Raw genomic sequence first — 16,686 nt, forward strand, 5'->3', positions numbered from 1 at the left:
TGGTTCCCCAACTACGTCGTGCGGGCGTTTCAGGCGGATGGAAAGTCGCCAAGTCGCTCGGCAAAGTTCAACTCGAATTCACCGACCTGTCCCAGACCAGCATCCAGCATTTTCGTGAATGCCTTTGCCGCCTCGGGCCACAAGTCCACCCCTTGCAGGATGTGGTTCGACATCCAGAGATCCCCTTCTGACGGAACGCCAGCACGCCCGTTGACCATTTTCTTGGCCGTCCCGAGCGCGCGCTTCTCGAACCGTGCCATCCGCTCGGCCAAGGCGCCGACGAACCCGTCTAGTTCGGCGTCCGGAATTGACCGATTAACGAAGCCGTAGCGCTCACCGATATCCGCGTCGAAATCGTCGGCGCTGCATACGATTTCGAGCGTCCGCGAACGTCCAACCAGCGCGGACAGCCATTCGACACCACCACCGCCTGGAATCGACGAGCCGCCAACCTCGATTAATGCGAACTTCGCCCGTTCCTTGGACGCGAAGCGCATGTCGCAGGCGAGCGCGAATTCAAAGCCCTGTGCCCTGGCACGCCCCCGCACCTTCGCAATGCTGATCACCGACGACTGCGCAAGGCGGGTCACGAACTTCGGCCAATTACCGAAGAAAGGCATCGCACCGGGTTGATCTGGAACCGTGAGGCGGTTTTCGACATCGTGGTGGTTCATGAAGAAGTCCTCGTCACCGCTCTCGAACACCACGACCTTGAGATCGGTATCTTTCTCGATGTCGTCCATGAGAACGTTCAATTCCGCGAACATCTTCGGGTCGAAAAGATTCAGCGGCAGATTGTTGATGACGATGCGCCAGTAGGCTGGCGACTGCCGGACGATAGTAAGGCGGTTGTTGGCGTTCATGAGGCGTACTCCATTCTAGCCGGCCATCTTGGTGGCCGGCGGTTACAGGGTCTGCGCTGCTCGTCGCAGTCTCGACGCGTGTCAGCGATTGAGATGGATATAGACCCACGGCCCCCGGCCAATAATCCCTCGCGCGTTCCGCTGTGACCGGAACCGCATTCCGTAGTGTGCCGACGCTCTCGGCGAATCTCCTTTAACTGATCCCGGAACCCGGTTCCTGGAAGATCGGAATATGAAACCGTTTTTCCCGTGGCGTACCCGGTCTACATCGGGGCGAAGCGGCCTCGTATCGGCTCGCGGATAGGAGATGATATGCCCTCGAATAAAGCTGAGGCCTCCACTCGCGGGAACCGGGCGCACATCCGACGTCCGCCCGACGCCGAAACGGGAACATGTTCGGCCTAATGGAAGCAGTTCGGACTGATGTGTTGCTTCCGGAGGAGAATCTTCTCCCTTGACGCGTCCACCGCGGGGCATGCAACGGCAGATCGCTGCCGTTGGTCCTCTATCTGCGGGGAACGGGACTTTGTGATCCGGAAAAGATTCTAGTGAGCTCCGTCGCAGCGACCCTCGTGTCGGCGGGCGCGACCGTGGTGGAGCCGGACTTCGGAGGGAGTGAAGGAATCGTCTTTCCGCAGGCATTCGAACAGATGTTCGATCTGATGTGCTGGCTCAACTCGCACCGCGCGCGGGTCGCGGGCCGGAAATCGCCATTGATCATGGCAGGAGAGGAAACAGGGGGAGGCCTTGCAGCCGGACTGGCGCTGAAGGCACGGGATCAGAACTCCGGCATGCTCGACGGGCAGATCCTCATTTCTCCCCTGCTCGATCCGTCTATGGCGACCGCATCCTTTCGAGGTGCCGAGGCGTTACAGCGGGACCATTGGAGCGAATGGTGGTTTCGCTACCTGGGTGGTCGCTACCACCCATATGGCGCCCCAAGCCTCTGCTCCCGGATGGCACGCCTAGCTCCGGCCGCGGTTTTGACAGCACAAGACGACCCGCTTCGCGACGAGGGCGTCGAATATGCAAGACGGCTGGAGACGGCAGGCGTGGCGGTTCATCAGCACGTCTTTCCTGCGGGGACAGGTTGGGCGACGATCTGCGGCGCGCAGTCCTGCGAGAGGCCCGCTTGGCAGACAAGTGTCCGCGACGCGCTTGGCAATTTCTTCAATGAGATCGCCCCGCGCTCGATACCGCGCCCATGAATCGAGCCGAAGTTCGATCAGCCGTCCGCGCTGTCTGCAGTCACGGCGCTCTAACGTCGAACGTCAGGTTCTCAGCGAGGAAATTTACGAAGGCGCGAATCCTTGGCGAAAGCTGGCGGCTGGTGGGCCAGAGAGCAGCGAACTCTCCCGTCTCCCTGACGTAATCATCCATAAGCGGGACAAGCGTGCCCTCCTGGATTTGGATGGACACGGCGAACGGCGGGAGGAATGCAACCCCGAATCCCCGCTCCGCGAGATGGATGATCGGCTCGATGGTCGTGGCGCTCATCGTCTCCGGAATGGCGAAGTGGACGCTGTTGGCGACGGCCAGAGGCCAGTCGACCAGCTTCCCGCTCGCAGGCGACCGCTGTCGCAGGCACGCATGTGATGTCAGGTCTTCGGGCACCTCGGGCCGGCCACGTCGCTCGAGGTAGGCTGGAGAGGCCACTATACGCCCGCTGAACCGCCCAAGACTGCGACGCATCAGTCGACTGTCCGTGGCGACACCGGTTCTGATCACGACATCGAACCCTTCCTCGACCACGTCGACGATCCGGTCGCTGTAGTCCAGATCGAGCAGGATCGCGGGATGGGCCTCCATGAATTCCGCAATGACAGGCGTCAGAAGCATGCCGACCAGCGGCAGGCTCACGCGCAGCCGTCCGCTCGGTTCCGACGCAATCTGCATCATTTCCATCTCCGCCGCTTCGATCTCGCCGAAGATGCGACGGCATCTTTCGAGGAAGACACGGCCCTCCTCGGTCAGCACCATGTTGCGGGTGTTCCGATGGAACAGCCGCACGCCGAGCCGCTTCTCAAGGCGGGTGATCGCTTTCCCGACGGCAGACGCCGACAGTCCGGTGTTTCTGCCAGCCGCGACAAAACTGCCTGTGTCGGCGGCGTGAACGAAGGCGTTGAGGGTGCCAAGGTGCTCCATCACCAATGGATAGCGGAATGCTGTTCCGTAGTAAACGGAAACCAAGGTCCTTTTTCTGAACGGCGGTGCGGTCTACTTGCTGAGCGCAGAGCTACTCAAAGGATACCAACATGGCTGATACGAAAAAGATCTGGTTCATCACCGGCGCGGCACGAGGCTTCGGCCTGCTCTGGGCCAGGGCCGCCCTCGAGCGAGGCGACAACGTCGCTGTGACGGCGAGGAATACGGACGCTCTCGCACCGCTGGTCGAGCAGTTCAGGGACGCAGTCTTTCCGATCGCCCTCGACGTGACTGATCGCCAGGCGGTCTTCGACGCCGTAGGCAAAGCCCACCAGAAATTCGGTCGGCTCGATGTCGTATTGAGCAACGCAGGCTACGGCCATCAGGGCGCCGTCGAGGAAATCACCGAAGCTGAAGCACATGCCCAGATCGACACCAACCTGTTCGGAACCATGTGGGTCGCACAGGCGGCCCTTCCGATCCTTCGCGAGCAGAAGTCCGGCCACATTATCGCGGTGTCCAGCGTACTCGGCGTCTTCGCGATCCCGAACTTCGGTATCTACAACGCCTCCAAGTTTGCGGTCGAAGGGCTACTCGACGCCCTGTCGCAAGAAGTCGCCTCATTCGGCATCAACGTCACGCTCATCGAGCCCGCCGGCTACGCGACGGATTTCAACAATCCGTCTTCTGCCAAGAACTCGGCGCCGAATCCTGCATATCAGGGTGTCAGGGATGGACTGGCGGCAGCCTTCGCGAACTATGTCATGGGCAACCCTGCTGCGACGCCGGCCGCAATTCTGAAGCTGGTGGACAGCCCGAATCCGCCGCTGCGTCTCGCACTTGGCAGCAGCGCCGTGGGCGACATCACCGGCGTCTACCAGAACCGTTTGTCGACATGGGAATCCTGGCAGGACGTGAGCGCGGAAGCGCAGGGCTGATGAACTAAGGGGCGTTTGCCACTCTGTCTCGGGTGGCGAACGCCTGCAACTGGAAGAAAGAGGCGTTCACCATGACTAAACTTTCGATCCTCGAACATGTGCGGGTGACCACCAAGACGGATGCGGGTCAGGCGCTGAACAATGCCCGTGACCTCGCCGCCCATGCCGAACGCTTCGGCTACCACCGCATCTGGGTGGCCGAGCACCATAACATGCCCACTGTCGCCAGCGCCGCGACCGCGGTCGTCATCGGCCATATCGCCGGCGGAACCAATACCATCCGCGTCGGCTCGGGCGGCATCATGCTGCCGAACCATGCGCCCTACGTGATCGCCGAACAGTTCGGCACACTGGCACGGCTTTATCCCGGCCGCATCGACCTTGGTCTCGGCCGCGCACCGGGCACAGATCAGATGGCGGTCCGTGCACTACGTCGTCCACCCGAGGCTTCCGACCAATTCCCGCAGGATATCCTGGAACTACAGGCCTATTTCGCGGCGGCCGCCCCCAACCAGCAGCTTCTCGCGGTTCCGGCGGCAGGGACGAAGGTGCCGCTGTGGATACTCAGTTCCAGCAATTTCGGTGCAATGCTCGCGGCTCAGCTCGGCTTTCCCTACGCGTTCGCGTCGCAGTTCGCCCCCGACTATCTCATGCAGGCGCTTCACATCTACCGCTCAAGTTTCCGGTCATCGCAACAACAGGAACGACCCTACGCCGTCATCGGTGTCAACGTCATCGCTGCCGACACCGATGCACAAGCTCGCCGGCTAGCCACCTCGCAGCAGATGTCGTTTGTCGACATGTTCCGCGGTACGCGTGAACTCACCCCGCCGCCCATCGACGACATCGAGACCTACTGGTCGCCATCGGAAAAGGCGCAGGCAAACAGAATGCTGGCACGTTCCATTATCGGGTCACGAGATACCGTCAGGACTGGGATCGACGCGCTTCTGGCCGAGACGCGAGCAGACGAACTGATGATCGTCTCCGACGTCTTCGAGCATTCCGCCCGGATACGTTCGCTGGAACTGATCGCGCAAGCCGCTGGCATCATGCAGACGTCGCCAACAATGGCTTCCTGACCGATCCCTAGCCTCAGAACATTGCAGACCAAACCATCATCGCGGAGGAAAGAATGATGATAGACGAACTTCTGAACAAGCTGACTCTTGAGGAGCAGGTCTCCCTGCTCTCGGGCGCGGACTTTTGGACCACGGTTGCCGTGGAGCGGCTGGGTATCCCCAAGATCAAGGTGACAGACGGCCCGAACGGCGCACGCGGCGGCGGCTCCTTCGTCGGAGGGGTCACGTCTGCCTGCTTCCCCGCAGCAATTGCTCTCGGAGCAAGCTGGAATCTGGAACTCGTCAGGGAGATGGGCGTAGCGCTTGCGGAAGAAGCCAAGAGTAAAAGTGCCCGCGTTCTGCTCGCGCCCACGGTCAACATCCAGCGCTCCGGACTGAACGGTCGCAACTTCGAGTGCTATTCGGAGGACCCACACCTCACCTCGGAACTCGCCGTCGCCTATATCGAAGGCGTCCAAAGCCAGGGCGTAGCTGCGACCATCAAGCACTTCGTCGCCAATGAATCCGAAATCGAACGTGACAGCATCTCGTCGGATGTCGACGAACGCACACTGCGCGAAATCTATCTTCCGCCATTTGAGGCAGCCGTCAAAAGGGCCTCCGTCATGGCCGTGATGACCTCCTATAACCGGCTCAACGGCACCTTCACCAGCGAGTATCCCTGGCTGTTGAATCAGGTGCTGCGAGAGGAATGGGGCTTCGACGGCATTGTCATCTCCGACTGGTTCGGATCTCATTCCACCGTCGAGACGATCAACGCCGGGCTGGACCTCGAAATGCCAGGCCCCGCGCGCGACCGCGGCGACAAGCTGGTGCAGGCGGTGAAGGATGGCAAGGTCGATCCTGAGGCTGTGAAAGCTTCCGCAAGGCGGATACTCGTTCTGCTGGATCGCGTCGGTGCCTTCGCCGATCCGTCAATGCACAAGGAGCGCGCCGAGGATCGCCCGCATCACAGGACCTAGATCCGCAAGCTGGGCACGGAAGGTGCGGTGCTTCTCAAAAACGACGGCATCCTGCCGCTGGATAAGAGCGTGCTCGATCGGATCGCCGTGCTTGGCCCAAATGCCGAGGAAGCCCGCGTGATGGGCGGAGGCAGCGCCCAGATCAACGCGCATTACAAGGTCAGTCCTCTGGAGGGCATTCGCGCCGCTCTTGCTGGTGCCAACAGCATCTCCCATGCCAGAGGCGTCCAGATCAACCGGCTCACCAAGCTATTCAGCGGCCCTGTTTCCATTGATTTCTTCGCGGGAACGGAATGCGAAGGTCCGGCCCTATGGCATCAGGAAGACATCAGTGGCGAATTCATCTGGCTGAACCTTCCCGACACGCTGGATCGCTTGAATTTTTCCGCACGGCTCACCGCCACCTTCACCCCCGAGGAGAGCGGAGAACATGTGGTCGGGATGACGACGGCGGGATATGCCAAGCTTCATATCGGCGGCGATCTGATCATCGACACTCATGAGGGCTGGGAACGCGGAGGCAACTTCCTCGGTGCGGGCAATGTAGAGAAGCGCGACACCATCATGTTGGAGGCCAGGCGCCCGTATCCAATTTCCATCGATTTCCGGACACTGGACCTTTCGTACGGCGGTATCGGATTCAGCGCGATCCGGTTTGGTCTGGAAAGACCTCTGGGAGAGGCTGAGCTTGAAGAGGCGGTGCAGCAAGCGAAAGACGCAGATGTCGCTGTCGTCTTTGCCGGACGCGAGGGCGAGTGGGACACCGAAGGTCGCGATCTGCCAGGTCTTTCTTTGCCTGGTCGTCAGGACGAACTGATCGCACGCATTGCCGCTGTCAAGCCGAGAACCATCGTCGTGCTGCAGACGGGCGGCCCGGTCGCCATGCCCTGGCTCGATCAGGTCTCTGGTGTTCTACAAATATGGTATCCCGGCCAGGAACTTGGCAACGCCGTCGCGGATGTCTTGTTCGGCGACGCTGAGCCCGGCGGCCGTCTGCCGCAGACCTTCCCAAAGCAGCTATCGGACAATTCCGCATTCACCGACGATCCTCTGACCTATCCCGGCCAGGATGGCCATGTGGCCTATCGCGAAGGCGTCTATGTTGGATATCGCCACCACGACAAGTGGGAGATTGCACCGCTGTTCCCGTTCGGGTTCGGATTGAGCTACACCAGATTCGAATGGGGAGAGGCTCGGGTTTCGTCTGCTGAAATGGGCAAGGACGGCATCTCCGTCGCGCTGAGCGTGAAGAACACCGGCGAGCGCACCGGTTCAGATCTGGTCCAGCTTTACGTCCGCCCGCTTGGCTCGAGCGTTAATCGCCCTGATAAGGAGCTGCGCGCCTTCGCGAAAGTCCGTCTTGATCCCGGCCAGTCCGCCGATGTGCATTTCTCGGTTATGCCAAGAGACCTTTCCTACTTCGACACCGACGCCAAGGCCTTTATCGCCCCCGCTGGAAATTATGAACTGCTGGTTACGTCCAATGCCAGCGAAGTCCATCGGGCAATCCCCATCAGTCTCCCTGAAGACTATGTCGCGCCCGTCGCGAAATGACGGGAAGAAATGAGAAGGAAACACCATGAGCACCAAAAGCCTCGAGCAGGCTGTTGAGTTCCGCCATGAACTACCACCTGGTAGTCCAAGTTTTTGTCCACATCCCCTCTGAGTGAATTCTGCTGGGAACTCAACAAACTCCTTATGCGAAAGTTCGAATCCTTACATCGAGCAGATTTGAACTTTCGACCTCGTCATTCCGTTGAATCGACAAGCTTTTCGACGAAGCCGCAAATGGCGGTCTTGAAGGGGTTTGAACTCTCGGCGCCCTGTTTGTCTTCGCCACTTCGAATCAATCAACTACTTGGCTTTCGAGTCAGAGGACAGCCTATTCCCCAAACGGAAGCTCAATGTCTTCGCGGTTTTTCTTTGCCCCCTCGATCAGGACCATCTTGAACCGCTCGGCATCTTCTGCTGGCAACATCCCCACCCCGGTTTGAACACCTTCCTGCCACGCAGGCCCTCGCTTCCACGCTTCGTTGTAGACAAGCGCCAAGTCGGCAGATCGCCTCGTCTGCTGTAGAGCTTCAAAGAGCAGGGCAGCTTGACGAACGTCCTTCTCTCGCTTGGCCGGTCCCTGCCCGTCAGTGTGCCGACGGCTGGCGACTATAAGCTTGTGGATCGCATACCTGGACGGATCCGGGACGATGACTGGGACACCGCTTCGGTGGAGCAGCATTGTCCTGACAGGTTCCTTGATGAGGAAATCGAGAAAGCGTAATGGATCCGCGCTGGCGCCGCCGAGGGCGGGCATCGTGGCCGGCTGGTCGATGTAGTCGTCCGAACCACGGTTTGACGTCAGGAATTCAACCCTGTAGCCGTCGGCATTCTGAAACGCCGACGAAGCCGCGGATCCCGATCGATGGAGAACTGGCCGGAAGCTGGCGTCGACGCTTTGCAGAAGCTCAACAATCGGAGGCAGGCTGTCTTCAACTTCCCGGCTGATGGCATAGTCCTGGGCGATGTCCGCATCGCCGGTCAGGATTGCAGCCATGGGAAGGCGGACGCCCAGCAGTCCTGAATAGCACTGAAAGGCCACTGTGCCGATGAGAACACCGCGGAGCCGAAAAAGACCGCCGTCGGCAAGGGTCTCGACGATGTCGCCCGACATCGCGTCAGGAGCGATCATCCCGCCTTCCCGGGTCAGGGTGTTGACCATGCGCCTGCGGGCGCGTAGATCGTCTTTGTCCCGCTTATGATCAGTTACGCGCTGCGCGATATCCGGATCGTCAGCAGGCCCGACGTAACGACGTTTCGTACCACCATGTCCATCCGGGATGTCGAAGTACCAGTACTTGCGCCCCTTGATGTTCGCCGGGGTGAACCGACCCTCCGGAGGAAAATGAGCCGTCCAAGCGGCGTCAAGCGAACGCTGACCTAGCTCGGCGAGCATCGTCTGATACATGAGGTCGATTGACTTCATAAGCGCGACTCCGAGTTATACTGTTTCTCAAAAACAGTATAACGGTCGAGAGGATGGGCAGCAAGATTGGATGCTAGCCCTATTTCGCCTTGAAGGGGCCTGAACCAACGACCTGTCAATTAGTTTCGAATCAAGGTTTTATGCGGTTTTTTTAAAACATGCCGCATTCGTAACGCAACGGGAATCGAGGTTGGAATCATATTCACGCTCCAAGGACTAACGCGGAATTTGTCCTATTCCCTTACGTGAGGCTATATCAATCGCCTGACCGTGTGACTGACGGATATCGCCAAGCACCGCTAACGGACCTACCCGAAAGAATTATCGACGTCGTGGGTTGTTGCGAGACCGACCGCCAGTTCATACATTCTCTGATCCAACCGCAGAAGGAGCAGCAGATGCAGATCGACCTCGCGGGCAAGACCGCTCTGATTACTGGATCTACCGAAGGCATCGGCTACGCGATCGCTCGCCAGCTCGCGAGGGCTGGCGCCGACGTGGTGATCAACGGACGGTCTCAAGAAAAGACCGCAAAGGCCGCCGAACGCCTGAAAGGCGAAGGTGCCGTGGGCACCGTAGCTACCGTCGCAGCCGATGTCGCGACCGCTGAAGGGTGTAGCGCTCTCGTCGCAAAAGTTCCTCATGTCGATATCCTAATCAACAATGCCGGTATCTTCCAGCCGCTCGACTTCTTCGAGGCGAGCGACGAGGTGTGGGATCGCCACTGGCAGGTCAACGTCATGTCGGCCGTACGGCTGTCGCGTGCCTACCTACCGGGCATGCAGAACGTCGGCTGGGGCCGTGTTATCTTCATCGCATCGGAATCCGGCTTTAACATTCCGGTGGAGATGATTCACTACGGCGTTAGCAAGACCGCCGATATCGCGGTTGCCCGTGGGCTCGCCAAGCGCATGGCTGGCACGGGCGTTACGGTCAACTCGGTCCTCCCCGGCCCAACACTGTCCGAAGGCGTCGAGGCGATGCTTGCCGAAGAGCGGGCAAAGACGGGCAAGCCGATCGAAGAGGTCGCCGCGGACTTCGTCAAGAAGCATCGCGGCAGTTCGATCATCCAACGAGCTGCAAGCGTCGAGGAGATCGCCAATCTCGTAACCTATTTGGCCTCGCCGTTGGCATCGGCGACGACTGGAGCTTCCATGCGCGTGGACGGAGGACTGATCGACACGCTCTGAGCGTCATCCCCCACCTGCGTCGGAGGCTAACGCTCCAAGCTGGACCACCAAACCCAAGCGCTTCAGTCTTGAAGAGATTAGAACCGTTGCCCCCTATTTGGTCAAAGCTTCCGACGTGCCCTGCAGGGCATAAGGGCATTTCTTTAAGTATGCTACCGACAATACTAAGCCGCTCCTACCCCTTTGCGAAGTGTAGCTCGGAGGCGCTCTTCTGGGAATTCCACTCCTCCTTCGTCTGAGTCGTGATATCGAACTGGTCACGCGTCCTGGCATAGGTGTGACCACCCATCCTCCCTACCGCATCCATCAACTGCTGATCGATATGGAGGTTCGACGGATCGACCGCGTCGCTGCGGACGTAGACGCCGAGAACTTCGCCGAGGATGATTTCTCGGGCCGGGCCAACTTGCAGGGTCGTGTGGCGACGGCATTCGAGCGCTGCTGGTGCTGCCAGAATGCGCGGGCTTCTGACCATCTGGCCCGGTGTCGTTGCCAGTCCTGCTTCACTGAGCTCATCAACTTCAGGGCCGAACTTGATGGCGCAGACCTCCATCTGATCGACGAGCGCATCGTCACAGATGTGCACCGTAAATTCCCCCGTCTCACGGATATTGCGGGCGGTATCCTTGAAACGCATGTCGGAATAGTTCTCGACGCCGATCGCAACGATCGCCGGATCGTGGGTCAGCACGTTGAAGAAGCTGAAGGGGCCGGCATTCGGGTTGCCGTCCTTGCTCACGGTGGTCACCAGCGCGATCGGACGGGGAATGACCGTGCCGATCAGGATCTTGTAACGCTCCCGTTCCGTTAGTTTTGCGAAATCGAAATGCGTGTGAGATTTGGTGTTGCTCATGTCAGGCCTCGACGGCGATGCGGTGGGTTTCGAGCGGGGTATGGCGGCTGAGATTTTCGAAACCGTTCTTGGTCACGACATACATATCGCCGATGTTGCCGCCGGCGGACAGTGGTTCCAGCCACTGCGTATGCAAGACAAAGACCATGCCCTCCTCCATCTTGTCGTAGTTGTGCGAGGAAATGTTGAAGCTGTTCTGGCCGCCGGCCATGCCGACCGAATGGCCGAGGTTGGGATTATGCGGCCCATGCGTTGCCGGGTAGACGTGCATGAGCTTGCGGCCCTGCGCTTCCCAGTCGATATCTTTGACATATTGCTGCGGGATAAGGCGGGCGCCGCCGTCCTCCATCGGAGCCCAGTTGTAGGGCATGGTTCGCGCCTCCGGTGACGACAACATGCCGCGCTCGATCATCGGCTCGAAGGCGGCATTGTTGACGTCACGCATCAATGCGCCGGGCCTGATCAATTTTTCCGCGCGCTTCACGCCTTCAGTGCAGGCGGCAAGCACCTCTTCCTGGCGCTTGGTGATATCGCCGACAGCGATCATCCGCGCCGTCTGCGCCGTGTAGCCGCGATAGGTCACATTCGAGATATAGAGGTTGATGAGGTCTCCCGGCCGGACAATGTGGCCATAGGGCTTGCCACAGTGGGTACCGAACTCGTTGATGCCGATCTGGTAGCCGTCGCCCGTCTCGCCACCAAGCGCGAACTGGGCAAGGGTGAAAGCGGCGTAGACTTCGTGGTCGGTCACGCCGGGCTTTGTCACGTGATAGGCGGCCTGCGTGCCGATGCTGATCAACTGGGCGGCGGCACGGAAGATTTCGATCTCGCGCGGCGACCTGATCTTCTGCATGCGATCCAGAATGGCGTTGTCAGCGACAGACTTGCTCTTCGGAAGCAGGTCCTCGAGCGCTGCCCAGAAAGTCAACGACGTCCGGTCACCGATCCTGCCGATCTGGGCCTTGGCGAGACCGAGATTGCCAAGAACCTCGGCGCATTTCTCGGCGGTCTTGATGACAGAATCGCCGGGGCGATCCGAATATTCCCGGCCGATCGGGCCGATCTGCCAGATTTCGTCGACGAGGACTGGCTCGCCGCCGGGGGGCAGCAGAACTGACTGGGTGAAGAAAGACAGAAGGACGAGCGCCTTGTCGGCGTCGGTCGGAATGATCAGCACGCCCTCGCGCATCCAGTCGCAGATGTAGCGGAGATAGGCGTTCGAGGCATGGAACCAGCCGACGCTACCGGCATGGACGATGATCGCGTCGTGGCCGGCTTCGACCGCCTGACGGCGAATTCGGCGCAGGCGGTCCTCGAACTCTTCGACAGGAAGTGGCAAGGGGGCGGAAAAGTCGAAATCCGGCTGGAAGTCTGCCAGCAGCGATCCGATGCGATGGCCGCCTGCCGGTGTCGAACGAATGTTCATGAGTTTATTCCTTGTAGGTTCATATATCTTGCTGAGGTCAGGCCTGCCGAGGTGGCGCCAGAACGCGCCGGGCAACAAGCAGTCCGACCAAAGTCACAGCGATCAGAATTCCGGAAATTGCTGCCACCCGGACATCGAGCGACTCCTCGATCAGCGCGAACATGCGCAACGGAAGCACGGTCGTTCGGGCGTCGGCGAGAAAGAGCGAGACTGAGACGTTGTCGAGTGATTGGATGAACACCAGAAACGCGCCAGCGAGAATGCCCGGCATCAGCAATGGCAAGATCACGCGCCGCAGCGTCATGAACCAGCTCGCCCCCATCACCGTCGAGGCTTCGGCAAGCGAGGGATTGAGACCCTGGGCAACGACGGATGCCGCGCGATACATCAGCGGCCCAAAAACGACGATATGGCCCGTCACCGTCAGCCAGAGCGAAGGCCGAAAGCCGAAAGCCGATGAAGTTGGCGACGATCAGGGCGGCAAGACCATAGACGAGGCTCGGCAGAACGAGCGGAGCCAGCAGCAAAGGTTCGATCGTGCCGACGGTGCTACGCTTCATTCGCGTCATGCCAATGGTTGCCGGCACAGCGAAAAGCAATGATCCGAGAACGGCAAGACCTGCGATCTTCAGCGAGTTCCAGGCTGCGATCTGTTCCGTTGCGGATCGCACCGGGTCCAGCAGAGCTTCATACCACTTGAAGGAAAAGCCCTGCGGCGGATATTTCAACGTCTGGCCCGATGTGAACGACATCGTCAGGGCGATCACGATGGGCGCGATGAGGTAAATCACGCACAGGCCTCCGAATCCGAAGACGAATACCTTGTAGAGTATGGCTGGAACGGGATTCTCCCTATTCGGACTCTTGTTGGGATCAGGCATGTCCAACCAACCTCCTGTGACGGGAAATCATTGTGAGTGCCACCAGCAGGCAGCCTGTCGACAGCAGCAGAACCACCGCGATGGCTGACGCCAGCGGCCAGTCGAACAGCGTGCCGACTTCTCGATAGATCAACTGCGGAACATAGACGTTTCGAGCACCACCGATCACCGCCTGGGTGACGAACGAGCTGCTTGTGCTCGCAAAGACGAGAATCCAGCCAGCCAGCAGACCCGGCAGCATCAGTGGCAAAAGCACAGTCACCAGAATGCGCCAAGGGCCAGCGCCGGAAACCTGGGCTGCCTCGGTAAGCTGTACAGGGGTGCGCGACAGGATCGCGATCAGCGGCAGGATGATCAGCGGTAGATCGATCTGGCACATGGCCATCAGCAGACCAAGCTCGGTGAACAAAAGGCTGGTTGGCATTCCCGTAAGGCCGAGCGCCATCAGCGTTTCGCTAATCGGTCCCTGACGGCCAAGAATGACGATCCAGGCAAAGGTCCGGACCACATTGCTGGTGAGCATGGGAATGAGGGTGAGGAAGATCAGAACCTGCCGCAGGTTTCGCCCCCCGTGCCAATAGAGCAGTGCGATGGGTATTCCGAGCACTGTCGTGCCGACGACAGTCTCAAGCCCGAGCCGCGCGGTATTGACGAGAACGCGGAAATTGAACGCATCCCCGAAGAAGCGCGCATAGTGATCGAGAGTTGCTCCGCCGGGACCGGCGAAGCTGAAACCGACGAGAACGGCGAACGGCGTCGCGAAGAACGCCACGGACAGCAACAGCATCGGTACGACGTATGGGAAGCCGCTCGCCTTCATCATCTCGCCTCAACCAGCCACGAGCGCGTCGAACTGGCGAATCCAGTCGGGACGGTGCTTGTTGATCTCAACCCAGTCCGGATAGACCATCGCCTTCAACTGCTCGCGCGTAACATAGGCTTCGATGGCGGGGGTAAGAGCGACGTCCTTGTTTGTGGGAAACATCTCCGTCGGCGGCTCCTTGAGCTGGTCCTGAGCTGCCTTGGAGATGGCGGCATCCATGTAGGCGTATGCCGCATCAAGATTGGCTGTGCCCTTGGTCAGATGGATGTTGACCGGTGCTGCCGGCGATCCGGTTTCGGGGTGGGCGAATTCCGCGTTGAGACCAAGGCTCTTGAGGCGGGCAACATTGCCGGTGCTGCACATGAAGACGGCGATTTCGCCCTGCTGGAACAGCGTCATCTGATGGTTGGTGCTGTCGACGACGCCCTTCAGATGCTCCGGATGAGCCTTGAACAGCTTGAAGACAGCATCCATGTCGTTGGGGCCGGAGCCGAAGATTTTCGCAATCTCGGTATAGGCCATTACGGCCGTGTTCGAGGCAAAGCCGGTCCAGGATACCTTGCCGCTATAGGCCGGATTCTCAAACAGATCGCGATAGCCCTTCGGCTTCGGAACGAGATCGGGATTGTAGGCGATGCCGTTGACTTCGATGGTCACGGTCGGCCCGTATTCGCCCTGAAACGACGGATCGAGCATTCCCCAGTTGCTGAGCTTGCTCGGATCTATTTTCTGGATCAGATCGTTCTCGATGGCCACCGCCATCTGGCCCGGTGACATCAGCAGCGTGTCATAGGGTGGATTGCCGGGGCTTGCCATCACCTTTGCGAGCTGGTCTTGAGCGAGAGCCGGTGCAATCGTGAGATCGTAGCCAGCCTTCTGCACCATCGGAGTGAGGACGGTCCGGTAAGCGTCCTCCCAACTGCCTGGAAAGGTGGCTGCGACCGCCCCAGCGCCCGCAGCGCGCGCGGAAACAGGAAGCATGGCCGATACGGCGGCACCTGCGGCCAGAAAGCCGAAGCCACGACGGGTCATCTGAAAATCTCTCATCATCATCTTCACCTCTGTTGACCTGTTTCTTTATTGGGTGCCGTCCGGTTCAGCCGGAAAGGCGTGACACCTTGCGGTGTCGATTTCGGCAAATAATTGCGCGCCCGGTTCGGGGATCGCGGTGGAAGGTCCCCTCACCTCGGAAGCGCGCAGACCCGTACCGTCTTCGAGGACAAGATCATGGACGAGGGATGGCCCGAGAGGCACGGATACCGTCATGCGTACCGGCAGCGCCGTTTCACTCGGCCGCGTCGACAGACGGACCTCTTCAGGTCGGAACGTGATCGTAACCTTCGAGCCGATGGTGAAGTTCAGGCGGCGCGGCAAAGCGAGGGTCTTTTCATTCGCAAGGCCTATCAGCGTGGTCTCGCCGTCGAACCGGAGGACTGTTCCATGCAGCAGATTGGCCTGTCCGATGAAGGTGTTCACGAAAAGGGTCTTCGGACGATCGTAGACGGTCATCGGCGTGTCGATCTGCTCGACATGTCCCTTGTTCATGAGCACCAGCCGGTTTGCCAGGCTTTGCGCCTCTTCCTGATCGTGCGTGACGATGAGCGTCGTGATGCCGAGCGTCTTCTGCAGATGAAGCAGTTCGACCTGCAGATCGAAACGCAATGCCCGATCGAGAGCGCCGAAGGGCTCGTCGAGCAGCAGAAGTGACGGACGGCCTGCAATCGCTCGCGCAACGGCGACGCGCTGCTGCTGTCCGCCCGACAGCTCCCGCGGCAGACGGTTGCCATAGCCGCCCAGCCGGACAAGAGACAGCATCTCCTCGACGCGCGCTCTCCGCTCAGCCCGTGGAATCTGCTGGCAGGCAAGTGGATAGGCGATGTTTTCCGCGACGGTCAGGTGCGGAAACAGGGCATAGTTTTGAAAGACCATGCCGACACCGCGTGACCTGGCGGAGACATTTGCGAGGTCCTTTTCTCCAAGGACAATCTTTCCGGTCTTCGGCTGGATCAGCCCCGCGATGGCGCGCAGGACGGTCGACTTGCCGCAGCCGCTCGGCCCAAGCAGAGCCACGATCTCGCCGGCTTCGACGTCAAACGAAACGTCGCTAACCGCATTCTGCCCGCCATAACTATGCGTGAGGCCATGAACGCTCAGCCGCTTCCGTCCGACAACATTCTGGGTGTCTGGCATCTGGTTTCCCTGAGGTTGCGACGAGTACACGAATGGATGCGTACTCTCCGGCATCAGGCGGAGATACGGCTTGGAGAGGAGTGTTACGTCGATCTTGTTCATGAAAGCTGAGGAGCAAGCTGCGTGCCAACTTTCGTAACCGGCAGTTCGTCGCATCATAATAGTTTGAAAATAATACGGTATTTTTGATTTATAAATATTCGAAACTTTATAATTATTATACTACGCGCCTAAGTTCGAATTTCTGCGTGAGCAATTTTCCGCCATTCAAGCATATTTATTGAGCATGCCTGTGAGCGTTTTTTGATCGATTGTGCGGGCTGCCCGCCGATGACAGACGTGGAAAGGGCGCAATC

At 59.5% G+C, this 16,686-nt stretch carries 11 protein-coding genes and 3 pseudogenes; 5 read left to right on the plus strand and 9 right to left on the minus strand.

The features are described from left to right. Window positions 1-29: 29 nt before the first annotated feature. Complete coding sequence (locus tag HB780_RS09830; protein WP_183687287.1) at window positions 30-863, minus strand: enoyl-CoA hydratase/isomerase family protein; 834 nt, start codon at window positions 861-863, stop codon at window positions 30-32. 548 nt (window positions 864-1,411) lie between these two features. Between HB780_RS09830 and HB780_RS09835 the strand changes: the two genes are divergently transcribed. Continuing rightward, window positions 1,412-2,071 carry an alpha/beta hydrolase fold domain-containing protein gene (locus tag HB780_RS09835; protein ID WP_183687289.1) on the plus strand — a complete coding sequence of 220 codons (660 nt, stop codon included), beginning with the start codon at window positions 1,412-1,414 and terminating at the stop codon, window positions 2,069-2,071. A 40-nt stretch (window positions 2,072-2,111) separates the two neighbouring features. Here HB780_RS09835 and HB780_RS09840 read toward each other — a convergent pair whose 3' ends face one another. Then, entirely contained in the window at window positions 2,112-3,008 is an 897-nt protein-coding gene (locus HB780_RS09840) for a LysR family transcriptional regulator (RefSeq protein ID WP_183689673.1), read from the minus strand. Between the two features lie 110 nt (window positions 3,009-3,118). On the opposite strand from HB780_RS09840, the gene HB780_RS09845 reads away from it, so the two are divergent. From HB780_RS09845 to HB780_RS09855, 3 genes and pseudogenes are all read left to right on the plus strand, one after another. Further along, window positions 3,119-3,946: an SDR family NAD(P)-dependent oxidoreductase gene (locus tag HB780_RS09845; protein WP_183687291.1), complete on the plus strand. Its 828-nt coding sequence runs from the start codon at window positions 3,119-3,121 to the stop codon at window positions 3,944-3,946. 71 nt (window positions 3,947-4,017) lie between these two features. Further along, window positions 4,018-5,028, plus strand: coding sequence for an LLM class flavin-dependent oxidoreductase (locus HB780_RS09850; protein ID WP_183687293.1), 1,011 nt, complete (start codon window positions 4,018-4,020; stop codon window positions 5,026-5,028). 56 nt (window positions 5,029-5,084) lie between these two features. Continuing rightward, window positions 5,085-7,544: pseudogene (locus HB780_RS09855) on the plus strand (beta-glucosidase H). Between the two features lie 328 nt (window positions 7,545-7,872). Here HB780_RS09855 and HB780_RS09860 read toward each other — a convergent pair. Next, on the minus strand, window positions 7,873-8,967 hold the full coding sequence (locus HB780_RS09860; protein WP_183687294.1) for a nucleotidyltransferase family protein: 1,095 nt from the start codon (window positions 8,965-8,967) through the stop codon (window positions 7,873-7,875). A 398-nt stretch (window positions 8,968-9,365) separates the two neighbouring features. Here HB780_RS09860 and HB780_RS09865 point away from each other — a divergent pair, with 398 nt between their 5' ends. Beyond that, window positions 9,366-10,157, plus strand: a complete 792-nt coding sequence (locus HB780_RS09865) for an SDR family NAD(P)-dependent oxidoreductase (protein WP_183687296.1) — start codon at window positions 9,366-9,368, stop codon at window positions 10,155-10,157. 175 nt (window positions 10,158-10,332) lie between these two features. Here the strand turns inward: HB780_RS09865 and HB780_RS09870 are convergent, their stop codons facing one another. From HB780_RS09870 to HB780_RS09895, 6 genes and pseudogenes are all read right to left on the minus strand, one after another. Continuing rightward, window positions 10,333-11,010, minus strand: coding sequence for a flavin reductase family protein (locus HB780_RS09870; RefSeq protein WP_183687298.1), 678 nt, complete (start codon window positions 11,008-11,010; stop codon window positions 10,333-10,335). A 1-nt stretch (window position 11,011) separates the two neighbouring features. After that, window positions 11,012-12,436, minus strand: a complete 1,425-nt coding sequence (locus tag HB780_RS09875; RefSeq protein WP_183687300.1) for a Xaa-Pro peptidase family protein — start codon at window positions 12,434-12,436, stop codon at window positions 11,012-11,014. A 37-nt stretch (window positions 12,437-12,473) separates the two neighbouring features. After that, window positions 12,474-13,317 (minus strand): annotated as a pseudogene (locus tag HB780_RS09880) (ABC transporter permease). Continuing rightward, window positions 13,310-14,140 carry an ABC transporter permease gene (locus HB780_RS09885; protein ID WP_183687302.1) on the minus strand — a complete coding sequence of 277 codons (831 nt, stop codon included), beginning with the start codon at window positions 14,138-14,140 and terminating at the stop codon, window positions 13,310-13,312. The pseudogene HB780_RS09880 and the gene HB780_RS09885 overlap by 8 nt, the downstream one beginning before the upstream one ends. A 6-nt stretch (window positions 14,141-14,146) precedes the next feature. Continuing rightward, the gene (locus tag HB780_RS09890; RefSeq protein WP_183689674.1) at window positions 14,147-15,187 is read right to left on the minus strand and encodes an ABC transporter substrate-binding protein; all 1,041 of its coding nucleotides are present in this window, start codon (window positions 15,185-15,187) and stop codon (window positions 14,147-14,149) included. An 8-nt stretch (window positions 15,188-15,195) separates the two neighbouring features. Next, window positions 15,196-16,432 (minus strand): annotated as a pseudogene (locus HB780_RS09895) (ABC transporter ATP-binding protein). Window positions 16,433-16,686: the final 254 nt, after the last annotated feature.

Origin of the sequence: Rhizobium lusitanum (assembly GCF_014189535.1) — a bacterium.
GTDB lineage: Bacteria > Pseudomonadota > Alphaproteobacteria > Rhizobiales > Rhizobiaceae > Rhizobium > Rhizobium lusitanum_C.

Excerpts from the sequence above, each read along its gene's own strand:
- HB780_RS09830 (WP_183687287.1), bottom strand. The coding sequence starts at position 863 with ATGAACGCCAACAACCGCCTTACTATCGTCCGGCAGTCGCCAGCCTAC.
- HB780_RS09840 (WP_183689673.1), bottom strand. The coding sequence starts at position 3,008 with ATGGAGCACCTTGGCACCCTCAACGCCTTCGTTCACGCCGCCGACACA.
- HB780_RS09845 (WP_183687291.1), top strand. The coding sequence starts at position 3,119 with ATGGCTGATACGAAAAAGATCTGGTTCATCACCGGCGCGGCACGAGGC.
- HB780_RS09850 (WP_183687293.1), top strand. The coding sequence starts at position 4,018 with ATGACTAAACTTTCGATCCTCGAACATGTGCGGGTGACCACCAAGACG.
- HB780_RS09860 (WP_183687294.1), bottom strand. The coding sequence starts at position 8,967 with ATGAAGTCAATCGACCTCATGTATCAGACGATGCTCGCCGAGCTAGGT.
- HB780_RS09865 (WP_183687296.1), top strand. The coding sequence starts at position 9,366 with ATGCAGATCGACCTCGCGGGCAAGACCGCTCTGATTACTGGATCTACC.
- HB780_RS09870 (WP_183687298.1), bottom strand. The coding sequence starts at position 11,010 with ATGAGCAACACCAAATCTCACACGCATTTCGATTTCGCAAAACTAACG.
- HB780_RS09875 (WP_183687300.1), bottom strand. The coding sequence starts at position 12,436 with ATGAACATTCGTTCGACACCGGCAGGCGGCCATCGCATCGGATCGCTG.
- HB780_RS09885 (WP_183687302.1), bottom strand. The coding sequence starts at position 14,140 with ATGATGAAGGCGAGCGGCTTCCCATACGTCGTACCGATGCTGTTGCTG.
- HB780_RS09890 (WP_183689674.1), bottom strand. The coding sequence starts at position 15,187 with ATGAGAGATTTTCAGATGACCCGTCGTGGCTTCGGCTTTCTGGCCGCA.